Raw genomic sequence first — 19,432 nt, 5'->3', positions numbered from 1 at the left:
CGAACCGTGGCCCCTGTAACCAACGAGGGCAAACTTGGCCCGTCAGTCTTGACGGGCCACTTTTTCGTATCAACCTAAAGTATGATATCTCGTCCCCCGACGGGTAGTGGTAGACTTCAAAGACATGAACGCAGAGTATCAAGAATCTGCGCAAAACCGGCCAATGCGCCGCTAGGGGAAAAGGGAGAGACGTAAAAATGAATCACGCCTCTGCAACGTCTAAAAACACAATCTATGCGCGCATAGGTGAAACAAAGGACCTTTTTGAGCAACATGCCACCCAACTGGCAGAAGGCTTGATTGGCCAATTGTTTGGCACCGGCCAAAGCAGCGCCGATCCCGGCGATCCGCGAAGCTTTGTTGACGGTCTTGCCAATCGTTTCCGCGCCATGGCCAATGCCACTTCTGCCAGCGCGTTTAACCAGTGTTTCGATGAGCACCTGCTCGCCGACGCCGCAACCGATATTTCGCCCGACCGTCTGGTGCAGGCCTATCACACCACAGCGGCAAGCTGTGCGTCACTGGCCTCGGGCACAAAACGCACACGCAACACCCCTGCCTTCATCGATGCGGCCCAATGCCTTTTGATGGCCGATATGGCAAGCCTGATGTCCGCCATTCAGGCAAAGAAAATGCAGCGCCGTTCGGCATCCGAAGTCCAGTCGATGTCCGAAATCATCGAACGTGAAACCGACAATATCATTTCCGAAGTCGGTTTTCAGGCAGGCCGAACCAACGACGTGGCGCAAGCCATGGAAAACGATGCCAACGACCTTTCCAATCTGGTCGAACGGATCACCTCAACCACCGCAATCGCCAGCAACAATGTCTCAACCGTGGCATCCGCGACCGAAGAACTTCAGGCATCCAGCCATGAAATCGCCGACCGCATTCACAAAACCAATGACATTGCCGGTCAGGCCGTAACCCGCGCGCGCGAAACATCGCAGACGATGAACAGCCTGTCAGACACCGCAAGCGAGATCGGCAAGGTTGTTGATATCGTCAAACGCATTTCCGATCAGACCAAGATGCTGGCCCTGAACGCCACCATCGAGGCCGCGCGTGCCGGCGATGCTGGCAAGGGTTTTGCCGTGGTTGCCAACGAGGTGAAAAACCTCGCAACCCAGACCGAAAAAGCCATCCTCGACATCAATTCGCAAATCACCGCCATTCAGGGGGCAACGTCTGAGGCCGTGACCGCGATTGAGGGCATCGGTGGCGCGATTGACGAAGTCAGCCAGCTTTCATCAGATATTTCCGCATCGGTTGAACAACAAACTGCCGCGATTGCCGAGATTTCATCGAGCGCGCAGGAAGTCTCGACCCACATGCAGGGGATTTCAAGCGACATCGCACTGGCCAGTGACAAATCCCAAAATGCCAGTGAAACCGCCGAAAACCTGCGCATTCTGGCCTCCAACATCCGCAACGACATCAACGAAATGGAAAGCCGTTTCCGCGGTGTCTTGCGCAGTGCCGATAACACCAACCGCCGCAACGAAGAACGCGCCCCGATTGCCGTCGACATCAAGGTTGATTTTGGTGGCGGCGATGTCCGAAGCGGGGTGACGGCGGACATGTCACCTTCCGGACTGCTGGCACGTATTGACGCCAGTGAAAAGGACCGGGCCAAACCAATCATCATCACCATGGTCGATGGCACGGTTCTGCATGGGATTGTCAAGGCCGTCTCAAACCTTGGGACCCATGTTCAGTTCACCGAAGTCGACGATCAGGCCTATGAGGTCATTCTCGACCATCTGCGTAAGACCCACGAACATGACGGCAAGATCGCCGATATCGGGATGAAACTGGCCGGTGAACTCGGCAAGGTTCTTGAAACAGGACTTCGCAACAAGGAAGTCGAGCACGACGATCTGTTCAGTCCGCGTTACGAATCAATTGCGGGCAGCGACCCCAAACAGTTCATGACGCCCTATATCGCGTTTACCGACCACAACTTCACCCCGCTTCAGGAAGCCGTCCTTGAAAAGGACAAGCACATCGTCTTTGCCGCCGGGGTCGATTTCAACGGCTATCTTCCGACCCACAACAAGATTTACAGTCAGCCCCAACGTCCCGGCGAACCGGCCTGGAACATGGGCAACTGTCGCAACCGGCGCATCTTTGATGACCGGGCCGGTTTGATGGCGGCGCGCAATACCAAACCCCATCTTCTGCAAACCTATTTCCGCGATATGGGCGACAGCGTCGTCTTCATGAAGGAATGCGACGTGCCGATCATGGTAAACGGCGAACAATGGGGCAATCTGCGCATTGGCTATCGCGCCTGACCGGATCGTCAAAATCCGCACAAAAAAACACCCCGGTCATCGCCGGGGTGTTGTGCGTTCTGCTGTCATCGGAACTTAGCTGTGTGAATGCAGGATCGCCTCGGCGATTTCACGTTCGATTTCGCCCGGATACGCATAGAACCCCGGCTTGAACGATGCCGCCCCACCCGATGCCAGCCAGTCAATGCCGCGAATAAGGATGGCGGAAAACGGATCAAACAGATCCTTGCCCGATCCGCCCATGCCCGGTGCAAGATTCAACAAACTGCCGCGATTAAGAAGATAAACCTCGCGGCTGTTATCAAGCTCGAACCGCTCGATATAGCGGCGCATTTTGGTCTGTTTCTGGGTATCGAGCCACGCGACATCAATCTCGGTGTTGGAATGCCCGACATTGACCAGAACCGCCCCACGGCGGGCCATTTTGATCTGTTTTTCGCCCAGAATGCCCGAAAGCCCCGTCGCGGTAACAATGATCGCACTTTCTTTTAAGCCGTCTTCAAGCGCCACAACCCGGCATCCGTGATGCTGGGCCTCAAGCGCACGGACCGGATCACGTTCGGCAACCGATACCACAGCACCCAGATTACGCGCACGCTCGGCAACACCGCGCCCCACCGGACCAAACCCGATCACCAGAACCGACCGACCATACAGCGCCAATCCCGTCACATTGGAAAACACCGGCCACATTTCCTGTGCCACATGATGGCGGTTATGCAGGCGGTCCTTGATCGCGATATCGTTCCAGTTAAACACCGGGAAGGCATACTCAAGTTTCTCCACCCGGTGAACGCCGGTGGTGGTCGCCTCAAGCGCGCCATCGACCTTCTGGCCCTTTTGAACAAACGCCTCGATCAACTCCCCGCCCATATCCGCAACAATGTCGGCGGGCTCGGACGACAGGATATCGATGCTTTTGGCATATTCATCTGGCGTCATGCCCGAAAACGCATGCACCTCAACCCCGTTGGCCGCCAAATAGGCCGCGGCGACATCATCGGTACTATCGGGATTGCACGCCCCGACCTTGACCTTGGCCCCGGCTTTGACAAACGGCAAAAGTGTCGGGATGGTATCTTCCAGAACATGCTGGAAACTGACGATGGTTTTGTCGCGCAAATCACGTTTGGCGACATAATTTCCGTATTTTGCCGTTACCGGGCAGATAACTTCCCGCCAGGCAAGGGTTTCGTCGGTGATCTGCGTGGCAAGGGCCGGGTCTTTAATGCGACTGGTCATATGGGCTGGTCTCTTAACGTCGTGGGGCGAATCATCTCGCCGGACGTTAATGCCAGCCTGACCGAATGGAAAGCATTTCTGACCATTCGGTCAAACTTCAATTTAAACCACGATTGGCATAGGCCGCTGATCTATGGGCGTGGCGGGATATCAAGCCCGCGCTGAACCGCAGGCCGCGCCAATCCGCGTTCCAGCCAGATCGGGACATTGACCAATTTATCAAATTCCACCAGTTCCCCGGCGCCATAAAATCCGATCAGGTTCCGCACCCAGCCAAGTGTTGCGATGTCGGCAATGGTATAGTCATCGCCCATGATCCAGTCACGCCCGGCAAGGCGGGTTTCAAGCACGCCCAGCAACCGTTTCGACTCATTCACATAGCGGTCGCGCGGGCGTTTATCCTCAAAATCCTTACCGGCAAATTTATGGAAGAACCCAAGTTGACCAAAGATCGGGCCAAGCCCGGCCATCTGGAAATAAACCCATTGCAGGGTCTCAATCCGCTTTGCCGGATCGGCGGGCAAAAACTTGCCGGTTTTCTCGGCCAGATATTGCAAAATCGCCCCGGATTCAAACAGGCCAAGCGGCTTGCCGCCCGGACCATCGGGATCAACAATTGCCGGAATTTTGCCGTTCGGGTTCAAGGACAGAAATTCCGGCGTCCAGGTTTCATCCTCACCGATCTTGATGGTATGGGCTTCATAGGCAAGGCCGGTCTCCTCAAGCATGATCGAAACCTTGACCCCATTGGGCGTCGGAAACGAATAAAGCTGCAAGATATCGGGATTTTTGGCGGGCCAGCGTTTGGTAATATCGAATGCGGAAAGGTCGGACATTGGAACGTCATCCTTTTCATAGCGGTGTGATCTAACAAAAAAATTCGGCTTTCAGGCTCCTTCTGCAAGCAAGGCCGAACATCATATCCCTGTGATTTAGGCAGAATGTTTCCAAATGCCAGACGTTTTGCCAGAACCTTTTGGTCCACTTTCGTGTTTCTGGCTCTTGCCCCGGCGGGCGGTTTGGCGCAGCATGTCGCCGCCTTTAAGATAACTGTGATGATGTAACGTCGGGTCACGCCGCCGCCAAGGTCATTGCACAACAAGGTTTTCGACACACATCACAGTTGGAAACGAGGGAGAAACAACAATGGCTGCATTTCTTCAGATTGGCGCGTTGCTCGCGATGGCGGCTGTGGCGGTCGTGCTGGTTTTGGGCATCATTTCCATGGCACGCGGCAACGATGCGCGAAAATCCAATAAATTGATGCAGCTGCGCGTATTGCTTCAGGCCGGCGCCCTTTTGCTTTTGTTTATTCTGTCTTTCATGGCGCTTGGAAAATAGCGCAGCCTCACGTCTTATTCCTTCTTCCATCCCCTGCATAAAATGGACGGCACATGGTTCAACTGACACGCATCTACACGAAATCGGGTGACAAGGGCAAAACCGCACTTGGCAACGGGTCGCGCGTTGCCAAAAACGATATTCGCGTCACCGCCTATGGCACGGTGGATGAAACCAATGCCGTGATCGGGGTTGCCCGGCTGCATTGCTCGGACAATGCCAATGTGGATGCCATGCTGGCGCGCATTCAGAACGATCTGTTTGATCTGGGGGCGGATCTGTGCACGCCGGGCGACGGCAGCAACGAAAACCCTGAACAACCCGCCCTTCGCATCACCGCCAAACAGACCGAACGCCTGGAAGCCGAGATTGATCAGATCAATGAAAACCTTGATCCGTTAAAATCGTTTGTGTTGCCCGGCGGATCGGCACTTTCCGCACAGCTTCATGTGGCGCGCACGGTATCGCGCCGCGCCGAACGGCTGATTGTTGAACTGGCGGGAATCGAGTCTATCAATCCCGAAGCCGTGCGCTATATCAACCGCCTGTCGGACCATATGTTTGTTCTGGCCCGCCACGCCAACAATGGCGGCAAGGATGATATTCTGTGGCAGCCCGGCCTGACGCGGTAACGAAAAAGCAAACACCCCCTGTTCAAGCCGGGCTCAGTCCCGTATCAAGACAGTCAAGGGCGAGAAAAATTCAGTAAAGAAGTTGTCGTTAACGTTAACCTCTTTACGTAAATTGACAACCCGTAATGCACTGCCTATTGTGCATCGCGGGGAAAACATTACCATGCGGGGTTCGCCGCAATCTGCCATGGCAGAGCGCAGCAAACCCATAGTTTTGACAACAAAAACGAACAGGTCTGTCATGAAGGTTCTTGTCGCCGTTAAGCGCGTTGTGGATTACAACGTCAAGATCCGTGTCAAACAGGACCAGTCTGGCGTTGAATTGAACAACGTCAAAATGTCCATGAACCCGTTTGACGAAATCGCCGTTGAAGAGGCTGTCCGCCTCAAGGAAGCTGGCACTGCCACCGAAGTGGTTGCGGTGTCGCTTGGCGTAAAACAGTGTCAGGAAACAATCCGCACTGCTCTTGCCATGGGTGCCGATCGCGGCATTCTGGTCGAAACCGATGATGAGCTGCAGCCGCTTGCCGTTGCCAAACTGCTCAAGGAAGTCGTCGCCAAAGAAAGCCCGGATCTGGTGATCCTTGGCAAACAGGCGATTGACGATGATGCCAATCAGACAGGTCAGATGCTGGCCGCTCTTCTGGATTGGTCGCAGGGCACGTTTGCGTCCAAGGTTGTCGTTGCCGATGGCAAACTTGATGTCACGCGTGAGATTGATGGTGGTCTTGAGACCATCAAAATTGATCTTCCGGCAATTGTCACCACCGACTTGCGCCTCAATGAGCCGCGCTATGCGTCACTGCCAAACATCATGAAAGCCAAGAAAAAGCCGCTTGATACGCTCACCCCGGCTGATCTTGGTGTGGATACGGCACCCCGCCTGAAAACCCTGAAAGTGTCGGAACCGCCGTCACGTCAGGCAGGCGTCAAAGTTGCTGACGTTGCCGAGCTTGTCGACAAGCTGCGCAACGAAGCAAAAGTCATATAAGCGGGGGTCATCCAAATGAGCATTCTTGTTATTGCCGAACACGACAATACCGAACTGAAGGGTGGCACGCTGAATGCGGTTGCCGCCGCACAGAAAATCGGTGGCGACATCACCATTCTCGTCGCTGGCGAAAACTGCCGTTCTGTTGCCGATGCGAGCGCCAAGGTTGACGGTGTGGCCAAGGTTCTGGTGGCTGACAATGCCGCCTATGGCCACTTCCTGGCAGAAAACATTGCCGGTCTTGTCAACGGACTGGCGGGCGATTACGGCCACATTCTGGTGTCGTCCTCAACCTCGGGCAAAAACTTCATGCCCCGCGTTGCGGCCCTGCAGGACGTGGCACAGATTTCCGACATCACCGATGTCGAAAGTGCCGATACCTTTGTCCGTCCGATTTATGCCGGTAATGCCATGGCAACCGTGCAGTCATCCGATGCGCTGAAACTGATCACGGTTCGCACCACGGGCTTTGATCCGGTTGCTGCCGAAGGCGGTTCTGCCACCATCGAAGACGTCACCACGGTTTCCGATGCCGGTAAATCAAGCTTCGTCGGTCAGGAACTGACCGAGTCGGAACGTCCCGAACTGTCGGCTGCCAGTGTGGTTATTTCCGGTGGTCGCGGTATGGGGTCGGGTGAAAACTTCCACCTGATCGAACCGATTGCCGACAAACTGGGCGCTGCCATTGGCGCATCACGCGCTGCAGTTGATGCCGGATACGCTCCCAATGACTGGCAGGTTGGCCAAACCGGCAAAGTTGTTGCACCGCAGCTATACATTGCTGTAGGCATTTCTGGTGCTATTCAGCACCTTGCCGGCATGAAGGACAGTAAGGTCATTGTAGCGATCAATAAGGACGAAGAAGCACCGATCTTCTCGGTCGCCGATTACGGCCTTGTCGCTGACCTGTTCGAGGCCCTTCCCGCTCTGGCGAGTGAACTCGACAAATAAACTGATCCCATTTAGGGTCAAAACAGTCGATTGTATTGTTTTGACCCTAAGGGGACGAGTGGGGAACAAATGGCTTCGTTGGAAGATATTAAAACCATTGGCGTAATCGGCGCCGGACAAATGGGCAATGGCATTGCCCATGTTGTCGCACTTGCCGGTTACGACGTCCGACTTCTCGACATCTCGCAAGACGCCCTCGAAAAGGCGTTTGTCGCGATGGGCAAGAACATGGATCGTCAGGTCAAGAAAGAGCTGATTACCGCAGCGCAAAAAGACGACGCGCTCAAGCGCGTCTCAACCGGAACGGAATATACGTTCCTGTCTGACTGCGATCTGGTAATCGAAGCAGCAACCGAAAATGAAGAGACCAAAAAACAGATATTCAAGGCACTTTGCCCGGTTCTTGGCCCCGAAGCGATCATCGCGACCAACACATCTTCGATCTCTGTAACGCGTCTGGCGTCCTACACAGACCGCCCGTCGAAGTTCATGGGCATGCATTTCATGAACCCGGTGCCGCTGATGAAGCTGGTCGAACTGATCCGTGGCATTGCCACCGATGAGGTCACCTATCGCACCATTCATGAACTGACCAAAAAACTGGGCAAAGACACGGCAAGTGCCGAAGATTTCCCGGCGTTCATCGTCAACCGCATCCTGCTGCCGATGATCAACGAAGCCATCTACACCCTCTATGAAGGTGTCGGGAACGTTCAATCGATCGATACCGCTTTGCGCCTTGGTGCAAACCATCCGATGGGCCCGCTGCAACTGGCCGATTTCATCGGTCTGGATACCTGTCTTTCGATCATGCATGTCCTCCATGATGGTTTGGCCGATACCAAGTATCGCCCCTGCCCGCTTCTGGTTAAATATGTCGAAGCTGGCTGGCTCGGTCGCAAGGCCGGACGTGGTTTCTACGATTACAGCGGTGACGAACCCGTCCCAACCCGATAAGGGTCTTAATCGTCACAAGATTAAAGCCGCTGCACATTTGCAGCGGCTTTTTTGTTGCATTACAACTAGCAAACGTCTCGAATGCAGTCAAAGCATACCCGCGCTGGTAAAAGAGTCGGGCAAAGAGAAAAAGACGTCTGGAGGCAGTCCGAAAATGTTTCTCGGTATTGATGTCGGTACATCTGCGGTCAAGGCACTGCTGATTGATGACAACTCGGTCACGATTGCCGAGGCTGATGTCCCATTGTCGGTGTCCAACCCGCACCCGTTCTGGAGCGAGCAAAACCCGACCGACTGGTGGGATGCCACATGCCAGTCGATTGATAAGCTCAAATCCGAAAATCCGGTCGCCCTTGCCGCGACCCGTGCCATTGGCCTTTCCGGTCAGATGCATGGTGCGACCCTGCTGGATGCCAATGACGCCCCGTTGCGCCCGGCCATCCTGTGGAACGACGGACGGGCAAAGCGTGAATGTGACGAGCTTGATGCTGCCCTGCCCGACCTTGGACAAACTGCCGGGGTTGCGACCATGCCGGGCATGACCGCCCCCAAACTGATCTGGCTGCAAAAGCACGAACCGGATGTTTTTGCCAAAATCAAAACCGTTCTTCTGCCCAAGGATTTCATCCGCCTGTGCCTGACCGGGGAAAAAGTCACCGAAATGTCAGATGCCGCAGGCACCTTGTGGCTCGACGAAGAAAGTCGCTGCTGGAACCCCGCTGCGGTTGCCGCAAGCGGCCTTTCAATGGATCAATTGCCCAAACTGGTCGAAGGCAGTGACGTCACAGGAAATATCCGCCGTGAACTCGCGGCACGCTGGAACATGAAACCCGATGTGATTGTGGCCGGTGGTGGTGGCGATGCCGCAACCGGGGGCATCGGTGTCGGGGCCGTGCGCCATGGGGACGGCTTTATCTCGCTGGGCACATCATCACAGATTTTCGTCGCATCAGACAAATACCGCCCGCGCCCCGAAGAACTGCTGCACAGCTTTGCCCACGCCATCCCCGCCCAGTGGTTTCAGATGGCGGTCCTTCTCAATGGGGCAAGTTGCCTGTCGTGGGCGGCCAATCTTCTGGGTGAAAAGGATATCTCGGCCCTTTTATCACGCACGGAACATCAGCACCGTGCACCATCAGATGTGATTTTCCTGCCCTATCTCAACGGCGAACGCACCCCGCATAATGATCCCTATGCACGCGGCGTGTTCTTTGGCCTTGGCAGTGACACCACCCGTGAAATGATGGTTCAGTCCGTTCTCGAAGGTGTCGCCTTCGCGCTCAGCGATGCGCAATCGCGTCTGCATGCCGCGGGCACTCATTGTGACCTTCCCGGTGTGATTGGCGGCGGCGCACGCAGCCGATACTGGATACAGCTGATTGCCAATATCATGGGAACACCGCTTGCCCGTTACGAAGGTGCGGCAAAGGGACCTGCATTTGGCGCGGCACGTCTGGGGCGACTGGCCCTAACCAAGGAGGCGGTAGAGGACGTCTGTCAGAAACCGGCAATCGACGAAGTCATTGAGCCCGACATGGCCCATCATGACGCCTATCAGCCCCGATTTGCCAAATTTAAACGCATTTATTCCGCCCTGCGTGAGGAATTCAGTCCCGCGTAACGCCCGCCACCACAGTCAAAACATTCCCGCATACTATTTGGCGCATGCCCCATCGCCTGCAAAAACACAGAATTCGCATACGGGTTCTTTAAAGCACTGAAATGCGCCCAATATTAAAAGAATGAATTGATATTTTTCTATTTGGATAGAACATGACCATTGCAGTTGTTGGAAGTTCCAATGTCGATTTTTCCGCCCGTGTAACCACCCTGCCCGTGCCCGGCCAAACCGTCCTTGCCAAGGCATACACAACCGGCCCCGGTGGCAAAGGCTGTAATCAGGCGATGGCCGTCTCACGCCTTGGAGTTCCGCCGATCTTCATTTCCAAAATTGGTGATGATCTTCTGGGACGTGACCTTCTGGAAACGCTCAAGGCCGAAGGTCTTGATACCAACAATCTGATCGTCGCCTCAGACGCACAAACCGGAACGGCGCTGATTTCAATCGAAGACAGCGGTGAAAACATGATCACGGTCGCAGGCGGTGCGAACATGATGATGACCCGTGCTGACCTTCACGACAAACGCCATGTCTTGCGTGACAGCAAATATTTGCTGTTGCAGCTTGAATGTCCGGTGGTCGCGGTTGATTGCGCCATGAAATACGCCCGCGAAGGCAACGCCAAAATCATGCTTGATCCGGCTCCGGTGCCAGATCGCGTGGTGCTGCGCGATCTGATGGTTCTGACTGATATCGTCACGCCGAACACCACAGAATGCCATGCCATGACCGGGATTATGCCCGACGACATGGCAACCGCCCGCGAAGCGGCCAAAATACTGCACGACATGGGTCCGGAAACCGTGATCATTAAAATGGGCGGCAAGGGTGCGTTTTATTCCGCCAACGGTCAAACCGGGCTGGTGCCGCCATTTGATGTGTCACCGGTTGATACCGTGGCGGCCGGGGATTGCTTTAACGCTGGTCTGGCCGTTGCGCTTCACGGTGGGCAAAGCCTGCCAGATGCGGTTCGGTTTGCCTGTGCGACCGGGGCTCTGGCAACAACCCGCCCCGGTGCCGCCGATGCCGCCCCGACACTTAGCCAAGTCATGTCACTGATTGAAGAAAACAGTTAGCAGCACGGCCTTATGGGTTTTGCGTTCGTGATGATCTGAACCTGACCCGGCGACACTGGCGTTATGATACGTTTGTTTTTTCGTATCATAACGCTCTTCCATATGTTGGGAATACTGGTTGTGCGGGATTGATCAAACCTTACGACGCCTGATCGATCAGGCGGTTGAAATACGCGACAACCTCTGGCGCGTCCCATTGGGCGATGCCTTCGAGTTTACCCACCAGATTTCCATCTGCATCAATGACAAAACTTGTCGGTAAACCGCGTGCGCCCATGGTGCGCGCGGTAGCACCGCGCGGGTCGAGCAACACCTCAAGATGATCGATTCTATTGTTTTCAAAAAATTTGGAAACGTCGTCCGCCCCGCCACGGTCCTGACTAAGCGCCAAAATCCGCATTGGCCTATCCGCCATTTCCGCCGCCAGACCATCCAGTTCCGGCATTTCCTTGACACACGGCACGCACCAAGTCGCCCACAGATTAACCAAAACAACCTTTCCCTTCAGGCTGTTAAGGGTCGCGACCTCGCCGTTTTCATCGACAAATGTCGCGTTTTCAAGCAGCGCGCTGCCATTTTCCGGAACGGTCATTTTTGAAAGTTCTTGCGGGAATTGCGGTTCTGCAAAGGCAGGGGTTGCATAAATGCCCGATATGGCGACAATCACGCCAAGTTTTACGAATTGAAGCAAAGCCTTCACAATTCCCACCTTTTCCAAATACTGCGGATCACGATGACCGACCAAAACGCCACCGACCAGAAAAACGCCAATTCCCTATGGGGCGGCCGCTTCGAAGCAGGCCCGTCTGCCATTATGGAAGAAATCAATGCCTCCATCGGCTTTGACAAACGCCTTTATGCCCAGGATATACAGGGCTCAAAGGCCCATTGTGCGATGCTGGTCAAGCAGAACATCATCCCTGCCGAAGATGGCGAGAAAATCACCAATGGTCTAGACCAGATTCTTCAAGAAATCGAGAGCGGGAATTTCAAATTCTCCGCCGCCCTTGAAGACATCCACATGAATGTCGAAAGCCGCCTGCGTGAATTGATCGGCCCAGCCGCAGGGCGCCTGCATACTGCGCGCTCGCGCAATGATCAGGTCGCAACGGATTTCAAATTGTGGGTCCGTGATGTTGCCTTGGCCGATCTTGAAGTCGGCCTTAAAGGCCTTCAAGAAGCCTTGATCACGCAGGCTGGCACGCACGCCGAAACCATCATGCCGGGCTTCACCCACCTTCAGGCGGCCCAGCCGGTGACGTTTGGCCACCATCTTTTGGCCTATGTCGAAATGTTTGGTCGTGACCGTGGACGTGTTGCTGATTGCCGCACTCGGGTCAATGAAAACCCGTTGGGCTCAGCCGCCCTTGCGGGCACGCCTTACCCGATTGACCGCCACTTAACCGCAAGCACACTTGGCTTTGACCGCCCGACGGCGAACTCGCTTGATGCGGTATCGGATCGTGATTTCGCGCTGGAATATCTCAATGCTGCGTCGATCACCGCCATGCATCTGTCGCGTCTGGCCGAGGAAATGGTCATCTGGTGTTCGGCACAGTTCAAATTTATCGGCATGTCCGACAAATTTTCGACCGGCTCCTCGATCATGCCGCAAAAACGCAACCCGGATGCCGCCGAACTGATCCGATCCAAAATCGGGCGTATTGTTGGCTGCTATAATTCGCTGATGCTGTCGATGAAGGGCCTGCCGCTGGCCTATTCCAAGGACATGCAGGAAGACAAGGAACCGGTGTTTGAGGCCCACGACCATCTTGGTCTGTGTGTGGCCGCCATGACCGGTATGATTGCCGACATGAAAGTCTTTACCGACAACATGCGTGCGGCTGCCGGTGCGGGTTACACCACCGCAACCGATCTGGCCGATTGGCTGGTTGCCGAACTTGGCATGCCGTTCCGCGATGCCCACCATGTGGTCGGGGCCACCGTCAAACTGGCCGAAACCAAGGGCTGTGACCTTGATCAGTTGTCGCTTGACGAATTGCAGGGGATCGAACCCAAAATCACCAATGCGGTGTATGATGTGCTGACGGTCGAAGCATCGGTCGCCGCGCGTCAAAGCTTTGGCGGCACGGCCCCGGTTCGTGTGACCGAATCCGTTGCTGCGGCAAAGGAAAGGTTCCTCAAATGAACAACGCCTTGCTTAAACGCGGCACCATTGTCGCACTTGCTGTAATGCTCGGACTGTCGGTTGCGGCCTGTGGTAAAAAAGGCCCGCTTGAACCGCCAACCGACAAAGGTCAAGAATATCCAAGGGACTATCCGGCCAAATGAACCATTTTGAATATATCGACGGCGTCCTTCACGCAGAAGGTGTCGCCCTCCCGGAGCTGGCTGAAAAAGTCGGCACCCCGTTCTTTTGCTATTCCACAGCAACGCTTGAACGCCACTACAAGGTTTATGCTGACGCATTTTCCGGTCTGGATGCGACCGTTTGCTATGCGATCAAGGCAAACTCCAATCAGGCTGTCTTAAAAACGCTTGGCAAGCTTGGTGCGGGTGCCGACGTTGTATCTGTTGGCGAAATGCGTCGCGCCCTTCGGGCCGGTATCGCACCGGGCAAAGTCATCTTTTCGGGTGTCGGCAAGGCCGAAGACGAAATGCGCGAAGCCCTTGAGGCCGACATTGCCCAGATCAATGTCGAAAGCATTCCCGAACTGATCGAACTGAACCGGGTTGCCCTTGATATGGGTAAAAAGGCCCGCATTGCATTGCGCATCAATCCGCATGTCGATGCAAAAACCCATGAAAAGATCGCCACCGGAAAAGCCGAAAACAAATTCGGTATCGACTGGACCCGCGCGATTGAGGTTTACCGCGATGCGGCCGCCATGGACGGCATTGAGGTGACCGGCATTGCCATGCATATCGGATCGCAACTGACCGACCTGACCCCCTTCCGCGAGGCCTTTACCCGCCTTGCCAGTCTGGTCGAACAACTGCGCGCCGAAGGCATTGAAATCCGCAATCTGGATCTTGGCGGCGGTCTTGGCATTGCCTATCAGGGCGAAACACCGCCCCTGCCCGATGCTTATGGCCAGATGGTGCGTGAAACTGTCTCGCACCTTGGCTGTCACATCACGCTTGAGCCGGGCCGTTTGATTGCCGGCAATGCTGGCATCATGGTGTCGCGCGTCATGTACATCAAAGACGGCGAAGCCAAACGCTTTGTCATTCTTGATGCGGCGATGAACGATTTGATCCGCCCGACGCTGTATAACGCCTATCACGAAATCATCCCGGTCGATGAACAGGGTGAAAACGACAAACAGGCAACGGTTGATATTGTCGGCCCGATTTGTGAAACCGGCGATACCTTTGGCAAGGACCGCAAACTGCCCGATAACCTCAAGGCCGGTGATCTTGTCGCCGTGATGTCGGCGGGTGCATATGGTGCGGTGATGTCATCGACGTACAACACCCGTGCGCTGACCCCCGAAGTGCTGGTCAAGGGCGATGAATTTGCCATTGTCCGCCCGCGTCAGGAAATCGACGAACTGATCAATATGGACCGCATTCCGGGCTGGCTTGATTAAGTAAACGCGACCATCCAATGTAATTTTAAAGGCGGCCCTCATCTCAGGGCCGCCTTTTTATTTACCGCCACAACCGCGCAATAACTTGACCAAAGTCCGCAAAGCCCCAAACTCTAGAGGTAGTGAACTCGCGGTACACCATAGCCACTGACTGGCACAAAGGACCCTTCGTCGCATGTCGCTGATACCGCCGCATCCTGCAATGGAAACTCATGTGCGCCGAACGCGCATGGTTTTGTTGTGGGAAAAGGTATGGCCCTGCGTGATCCCGGCCGTTGGCCTAATCGTCCTTGTCGTCGGCCTGACCTTAACCGGCACGTTTGAATTTTTGCCCCCGACGGCGCACATCATTTTACTGTCGATATTGTCTGTTGCCATGATGGTCGCCGTCATTGTGCCGTGGCGGAACTTTCGCTGGCCAACCCGACGCGACATCCTGCACCGGCTGGAACGCGAAAACGGGCTTGAAAACAATCCGCTGCAAAGTCTTGAAGACCACATATCCGAAACCGAAGATCCGCTCACAAGCTATCTCTGGCAAAAGCAACTCGGCCTGCACGAAGCTGCCATCGTAAAATTGCGTTTGCCGCGCCCGATCCCCGCCATCAGCCGGATTGACCGTTACGGCATCGTCGCCATTCCGGTTTTGCTGCTGTTTGTTGGCATCATGGCCGGACACAACACCGTTTCCGAACGGTTTTCCAAGGCCTTTAGCCCCCTGCAACGCTTGGGTACGGCTGATTTCACGGCAACTTTGTGGGTCACCCCGCCCCCCTATACCGGGCAAGTCCCACGGGTCTTGCAGATTTCCGAAACCGGGGCAAACGCCGCCAATCAATCCGCAACAGGAACCGGAACAGATGGCCCACAAGACCAGACCACCGGGGGGCCGTCCAACGGGGAGGTGATTAATTTTCAGGTCCCCGCCGGATCGACCCTTGATGGCACGATCTCAAGCATCTGGGAACCAACCCTGACTGCCCCCGATGGGGAACGCCCGATCGCCGAAAGCAACGACAACAGCTATGTCCTATCGACCGCGATCAATCAGTCTGGCACATGGCGCATTTCGGTCTGGGGCAATGACCGCATGACGCTGAACATCAATCTGGTGGCCGACACCGCCCCGACACTTGGCTTTGTCAGCCCGCCATCGGTCACCCGGCGCGATCATCTGCGCCTTGATTACGTTGCCAATGATGATTACGGCATGGCGGAACTTGATCTTGTCATCACCCCTGCCCCCACCGACGGTATGGATGACCAATTCGGTCCGATTGATGCCATCACACGCGACCTCAAGGGCGAAGAACCCACCCATAGCAGCACACCAACCCGCATCGAAGGCCCGCGCTTCATTGATCTGGTTGCCCACCCGTGGGCCGGATTGCCGGTCAATATTCAAATGCACGCACGCGACAATGCCGGACAACCCGCCCAAAGCGACATGCGATCAATTGTGCTGCCCGAACGCGAATTTAGCCATCCGGTTGCGCAAAAGCTGATTGCGATCCGGCGAACTCTGTTGCGCCATCCCGACCGCGCACTTGAAATGCAGCAGGCCCTGTTGCCTGTCCTCTATGCGCCGCAGGCCTTTAATGGTCAGATCGGCGTCTTTTTGGCTATGTCGGTGGCTGAAAGCCGGTTATCGGCCAACCTTGACGACCGCACCGTGCATCAGAATGTCGCCGGGCTTTTGTGGCACATCGCCGAGGAAATCGAACGCGGCAGCTATGGCATTGCCGAACGCAACCTGATGGAAGCCGAAGAACGTCTGTTGCAGGCGCTGGCTGATCCTGACGTCACCGAAACCGAAATCGCCCGCCTGATCGAAGAATACCGCAATGCCTTGAATGAATATCTTGCCGCACTGACCCGCGAAGCAACACCGGCCTCGGACGATCAATCCCAGGCAAGTGCCCCCCTCGAACAACAAGACTTATCGCGGATCATTGATCAGATTGATGCCCTGATGCGCGCAGGCGCACGTGATGATGCCCGCCAGTTGATTGACCGGCTGCGCGAACTTGTCGAAAACATGCAAGTTACCACCGGCGAAGGCGGCATGGACATCACCTCGTCTTTGCGAGAAATGCTTGATGGCATGCGCGATCTGTCCCGCCGCCAGCAAGACATCATGAACGAAGGCGACAACCCGGCCAACGCCAACGGCCCCGGCCCGCGCGCCAATGAACAACAAGGCCTTGCCGATGACGCCGGTGATATCATGAACAGTCCGGGCATCGGGCAGTTTGGCGACATCAGCGGCATGAATTCAGTGATTGAGGCCATGCGCCGTGCTGCCGAGGCCCTTGGCCGCAACCGGTCGCACGAAGCCCTGCAATATCAGCGCGAAGCCATGGAAAACCTGCAACAGGGCATTGGCGAAATCAGCCGTGCGCTCGAAGGGCTCAGCCAAATTGCCCCGATGCTCGAAGATCTGCAAGGGAATGGCCGTCGCGATCCGCTGGGGCGCCCGGTCGGCGGGGATGGCACAACCACCATTCCCAATGTCGATACCCTCGAACGGGCATGGCGCATTATGCAGGAACTGCGTCGGCGGTCGGGCGACCCTGACCGTCCGCAGATCGAACAGGAATACATCGACCGCCTGCTCAAGCGGTTCTAAGAAACGCCCATCAACCGTTGCGTACACCTGACGCGCCTCATGGCACGCCTTTAAACGGCCCTGACGGCATTTTAACAACATCTATGCCGCCGCACATCCTGCGAAACCCAAACCAGCCCTGCGTGCCGATATGGCGCAATGACGCGCCGTCGCGTTTTCCCACAAAAACAAAAGGCAGCGCATGAACGCTGCCTTTTGCATCAACTGGTTTTACCACCCCGAAAGGCTTAAGGTTCGGCGGCCTCACGCGGGTCAAGGAACGTGACCTGCAAACGGGTTGCCGTCGGGTTCGGACGCCGGATCTTGGTTTCAACCGTAATGCTTTCACCCGCAGGCAGCATTTGCTGCTCCATCGGCATATCCGCACTGGCCTGAGCCTTGGTTTCATCATAGATCAGCGGCATCTTCTTGCGCTGAACCACCCGATCAAGCGGATCAAGAAGCTCAATCAGAAGATACGGCAACACAACCGGCTCTTCGACGATATTCACAATCTCGGCACGCACGACCAAAACATCGACGCCGTCTTCGTCTTCGCGGGTCGGTGGCAATTCACGAATATCAAGACCGTCGCCAACATGGGGCACATCAAACCCAACCATGTCATAGACCTTGGCAATCGGCGGCCAAAGGTTGATCAGGATGTCCTTGGCAAAGTAACCACCCGCACCAATCCCACCAATCAGCAGCAAAAACACGATCCAGCCAACAATCCCTTTTTTCTTTTTGGGGGCCGGTTTCGGATTGTTGCGAATCAGCTGTTCGGGGATAGGGGGCGGATCGGGAATCTTGTCCGCATCTTCAAATCCGGGGTCAACACCCCCACCGCCCATTCGATCAGCATTGAAATCAGCGCCCAGCGCCCCTTCCTGATTAAATGGTGCAGGCAAATCATTGTCGGCTTGTGCTTCTGGTGCAGGTGCGGGTTCCGGCTTCTTGGCCCCCGGAGGGTCCTGATGCCAGCTATTGCCGCAGCTCTTACAGCGCACAGTTCGGCCCTTTGGGCCGATGGCCTCCGTTTTAACGGAGTATTTCTTGGAACAATCTGGGCAAGTTATGATCATTGCAAACCTGGCATCTCGATGTCAGCGGAACCAAACACGGGGATGGCCTTTAACATACTCATGGCCAACGGTCCCCCGATATCGTCGGCAGAGAATAACACTATATGTAAATAGCGGCGATTTAACAGACTGTTAAGCAGAGATAACAGAAGCTGCCTCAATTTGGGTGTCTAAACATTGCGTAAAGCCACTGATCGTGGCATCCGAAACAGACAGAAAATTGTGCGTCGCGGGTAGGTATGGTGTCGATATTGGAATGCCAAGGCATTTCGCCAACCCCAACGACGTTAAGAGAAATTCTTGTGATTTGCCATGGCAATCGCCTGTGCAAACCGTCATTCGATCAAGTGGAGCGCCGATTTTGACCGAAGTTGTCAGTTTCAGGAACGTCGGAGTCCGGTACGAATCCGGACCGGAAATTTTGCGCGACCTGAACTTTAGCCTCCAACGCGGCAGCTTTCATTTTTTGACCGGCGCGTCGGGTGCCGGCAAATCGACCTTGATGCGTCTTTTGTATCTGGCACTGCGTCAGACTCGGGGCGAAATAAATATTTTTGGCCGCGACAATATCCGCATTCCGCGCGATGAACTGCCCGCGATCCGGCGAAGAATCGGCGTGGTGTTTCAGGATTTCCGCCTGATCAATCACCTCAGCACCTTTGAAAATGTAGCCCTGCCCTTGCGCGTTGCCGGTGTCGAATACCTGCAAATTCGCAAAAACGTCACCGAACTTCTCGAATGGGTCGGTCTGGGCGATCATATCAATGCGCAGCCATCACGCCTGTCGGGTGGGCAGCAACAGCGCGTGGCAATTGCGCGCGCCGTCATCGGGCGCCCGGCCCTTCTTCTGGCTGATGAGCCGACCGGCAACGTCGATGACCGCATTGCCATGCGGTTGCTCTATTTGTTTGAAGAACTCAACAAACTGGGTACCACCGTGCTGATCGCCACCCATAACCGGCAACTCGTGCGGCGCTTTGGCCATACCCAATGGCTGCTCGAAGGTGCGACACTGCACGACGTGACCCAATCGGGTTAAGCTACATCTAAAATACAGGCTAAGATATCGACGCCACC

At 55.4% G+C, this 19,432-nt stretch carries 17 protein-coding genes; 13 read left to right on the top strand and 4 right to left on the bottom strand.

Annotation, left to right across the window (positions count from 1 at the left end; translation table 11 throughout):
• The first annotated feature begins 197 nt into the window (after positions 1–197).
• Positions 198–2,297 (top strand): methyl-accepting chemotaxis protein, encoded by a 2,100-nt coding sequence (locus K355_RS0104800; protein WP_022730977.1) that lies wholly within the window; start codon positions 198–200, stop codon positions 2,295–2,297.
• 75 nt (positions 2,298–2,372) lie between these two features.
• Here the strand turns inward: K355_RS0104800 and K355_RS0104795 are convergent, their stop codons facing one another.
• A complete protein-coding gene (locus tag K355_RS0104795) occupies positions 2,373–3,539 on the bottom strand; it encodes an adenosylhomocysteinase (RefSeq protein WP_022730976.1) in 1,167 nt (388 codons plus the stop codon).
• 131 nt (positions 3,540–3,670) lie between these two features.
• Positions 3,671–4,375 carry a glutathione S-transferase N-terminal domain-containing protein gene (locus K355_RS0104790; RefSeq protein WP_022730975.1) on the bottom strand — a complete coding sequence of 235 codons (705 nt, stop codon included), beginning with the start codon at positions 4,373–4,375 and terminating at the stop codon, positions 3,671–3,673.
• 310 nt (positions 4,376–4,685) lie between these two features.
• On the opposite strand from K355_RS0104790, the gene K355_RS0104785 reads away from it, so the two are divergent.
• The 7 genes from K355_RS0104785 (at position 4,686) to rbsK (ending at position 11,108) form a co-directional block, all read left to right on the top strand.
• Complete coding sequence (locus K355_RS0104785; protein WP_022730974.1) at positions 4,686–4,880, top strand: twin transmembrane helix small protein; 195 nt, start codon at positions 4,686–4,688, stop codon at positions 4,878–4,880.
• A gap of 53 nt (positions 4,881–4,933) precedes the next feature.
• Positions 4,934–5,512 (top strand): cob(I)yrinic acid a,c-diamide adenosyltransferase, encoded by a 579-nt coding sequence (locus K355_RS0104780; RefSeq protein WP_022730973.1) that lies wholly within the window; start codon positions 4,934–4,936, stop codon positions 5,510–5,512.
• A gap of 241 nt (positions 5,513–5,753) precedes the next feature.
• The gene (locus K355_RS0104775; RefSeq protein WP_028791341.1) at positions 5,754–6,503 is read left to right on the top strand and encodes an electron transfer flavoprotein subunit beta/FixA family protein; all 750 of its coding nucleotides are present in this window, start codon (positions 5,754–5,756) and stop codon (positions 6,501–6,503) included.
• A gap of 15 nt (positions 6,504–6,518) precedes the next feature.
• A complete protein-coding gene (locus K355_RS0104770) occupies positions 6,519–7,454 on the top strand; it encodes an electron transfer flavoprotein subunit alpha/FixB family protein (protein ID WP_022730971.1) in 936 nt (311 codons plus the stop codon).
• 69 nt (positions 7,455–7,523) lie between these two features.
• On the top strand, positions 7,524–8,411 hold the full coding sequence (locus tag K355_RS0104765; protein ID WP_022730970.1) for a 3-hydroxybutyryl-CoA dehydrogenase: 888 nt from the start codon (positions 7,524–7,526) through the stop codon (positions 8,409–8,411).
• Between the two features lie 154 nt (positions 8,412–8,565).
• Positions 8,566–10,032 carry a xylulokinase gene (gene xylB, locus K355_RS0104760; RefSeq protein ID WP_022730969.1) on the top strand — a complete coding sequence of 489 codons (1,467 nt, stop codon included), beginning with the start codon at positions 8,566–8,568 and terminating at the stop codon, positions 10,030–10,032.
• Positions 10,033–10,184: 152 nt separating this feature from the next.
• Positions 10,185–11,108 carry a ribokinase gene (gene rbsK, locus K355_RS0104755; RefSeq protein ID WP_022730968.1) on the top strand — a complete coding sequence of 308 codons (924 nt, stop codon included), beginning with the start codon at positions 10,185–10,187 and terminating at the stop codon, positions 11,106–11,108.
• 139 nt (positions 11,109–11,247) lie between these two features.
• Here the strand turns inward: rbsK and K355_RS0104750 are convergent, their stop codons facing one another.
• Complete coding sequence (locus K355_RS0104750; protein WP_022730967.1) at positions 11,248–11,808, bottom strand: TlpA disulfide reductase family protein; 561 nt, start codon at positions 11,806–11,808, stop codon at positions 11,248–11,250.
• Positions 11,809–11,841: 33 nt separating this feature from the next.
• Here K355_RS0104750 and argH point away from each other — a divergent pair, with 33 nt between their 5' ends.
• The 4 genes from argH (at position 11,842) to K355_RS0104730 (ending at position 17,291) form a co-directional block, all read left to right on the top strand.
• Positions 11,842–13,257, top strand: a complete 1,416-nt coding sequence (gene argH, locus K355_RS0104745; protein WP_022730966.1) for an argininosuccinate lyase — start codon at positions 11,842–11,844, stop codon at positions 13,255–13,257.
• Positions 13,254–13,400: an LPS translocon maturation chaperone LptM gene (lptM, locus tag K355_RS25670; RefSeq protein ID WP_022730965.1), complete on the top strand. Its 147-nt coding sequence runs from the start codon at positions 13,254–13,256 to the stop codon at positions 13,398–13,400. The genes argH and lptM overlap by 4 nt, the downstream gene beginning before the upstream one ends.
• Complete coding sequence (lysA, locus tag K355_RS0104735) at positions 13,397–14,662, top strand: diaminopimelate decarboxylase (protein ID WP_022730964.1); 1,266 nt, start codon at positions 13,397–13,399, stop codon at positions 14,660–14,662. The genes lptM and lysA overlap by 4 nt, the downstream gene beginning before the upstream one ends.
• A 175-nt stretch (positions 14,663–14,837) precedes the next feature.
• Positions 14,838–17,291, top strand: a complete 2,454-nt coding sequence (locus K355_RS0104730; RefSeq protein ID WP_022730963.1) for a DUF4175 domain-containing protein — start codon at positions 14,838–14,840, stop codon at positions 17,289–17,291.
• A gap of 227 nt (positions 17,292–17,518) precedes the next feature.
• Here K355_RS0104730 and K355_RS0104725 read toward each other — a convergent pair whose 3' ends face one another.
• Positions 17,519–18,355 (bottom strand): DUF3426 domain-containing protein, encoded by an 837-nt coding sequence (locus K355_RS0104725; protein ID WP_081649459.1) that lies wholly within the window; start codon positions 18,353–18,355, stop codon positions 17,519–17,521.
• Positions 18,356–18,716: 361 nt separating this feature from the next.
• On the opposite strand from K355_RS0104725, the gene ftsE reads away from it, so the two are divergent.
• Complete coding sequence (ftsE, locus tag K355_RS0104720; protein WP_028791339.1) at positions 18,717–19,394, top strand: cell division ATP-binding protein FtsE; 678 nt, start codon at positions 18,717–18,719, stop codon at positions 19,392–19,394.
• Positions 19,395–19,432: the final 38 nt, after the last annotated feature.

It is taken from the genome of Thalassospira lucentensis MCCC 1A00383 = DSM 14000 (genome assembly GCF_000421265.1).
Classification (GTDB): domain Bacteria; phylum Pseudomonadota; class Alphaproteobacteria; order Rhodospirillales; family Thalassospiraceae; genus Thalassospira; species Thalassospira lucentensis.
The sequence above is the reverse complement of the archived record's forward strand: the minus strand, read 5'-3'. Positions and strand labels throughout refer to the sequence as shown.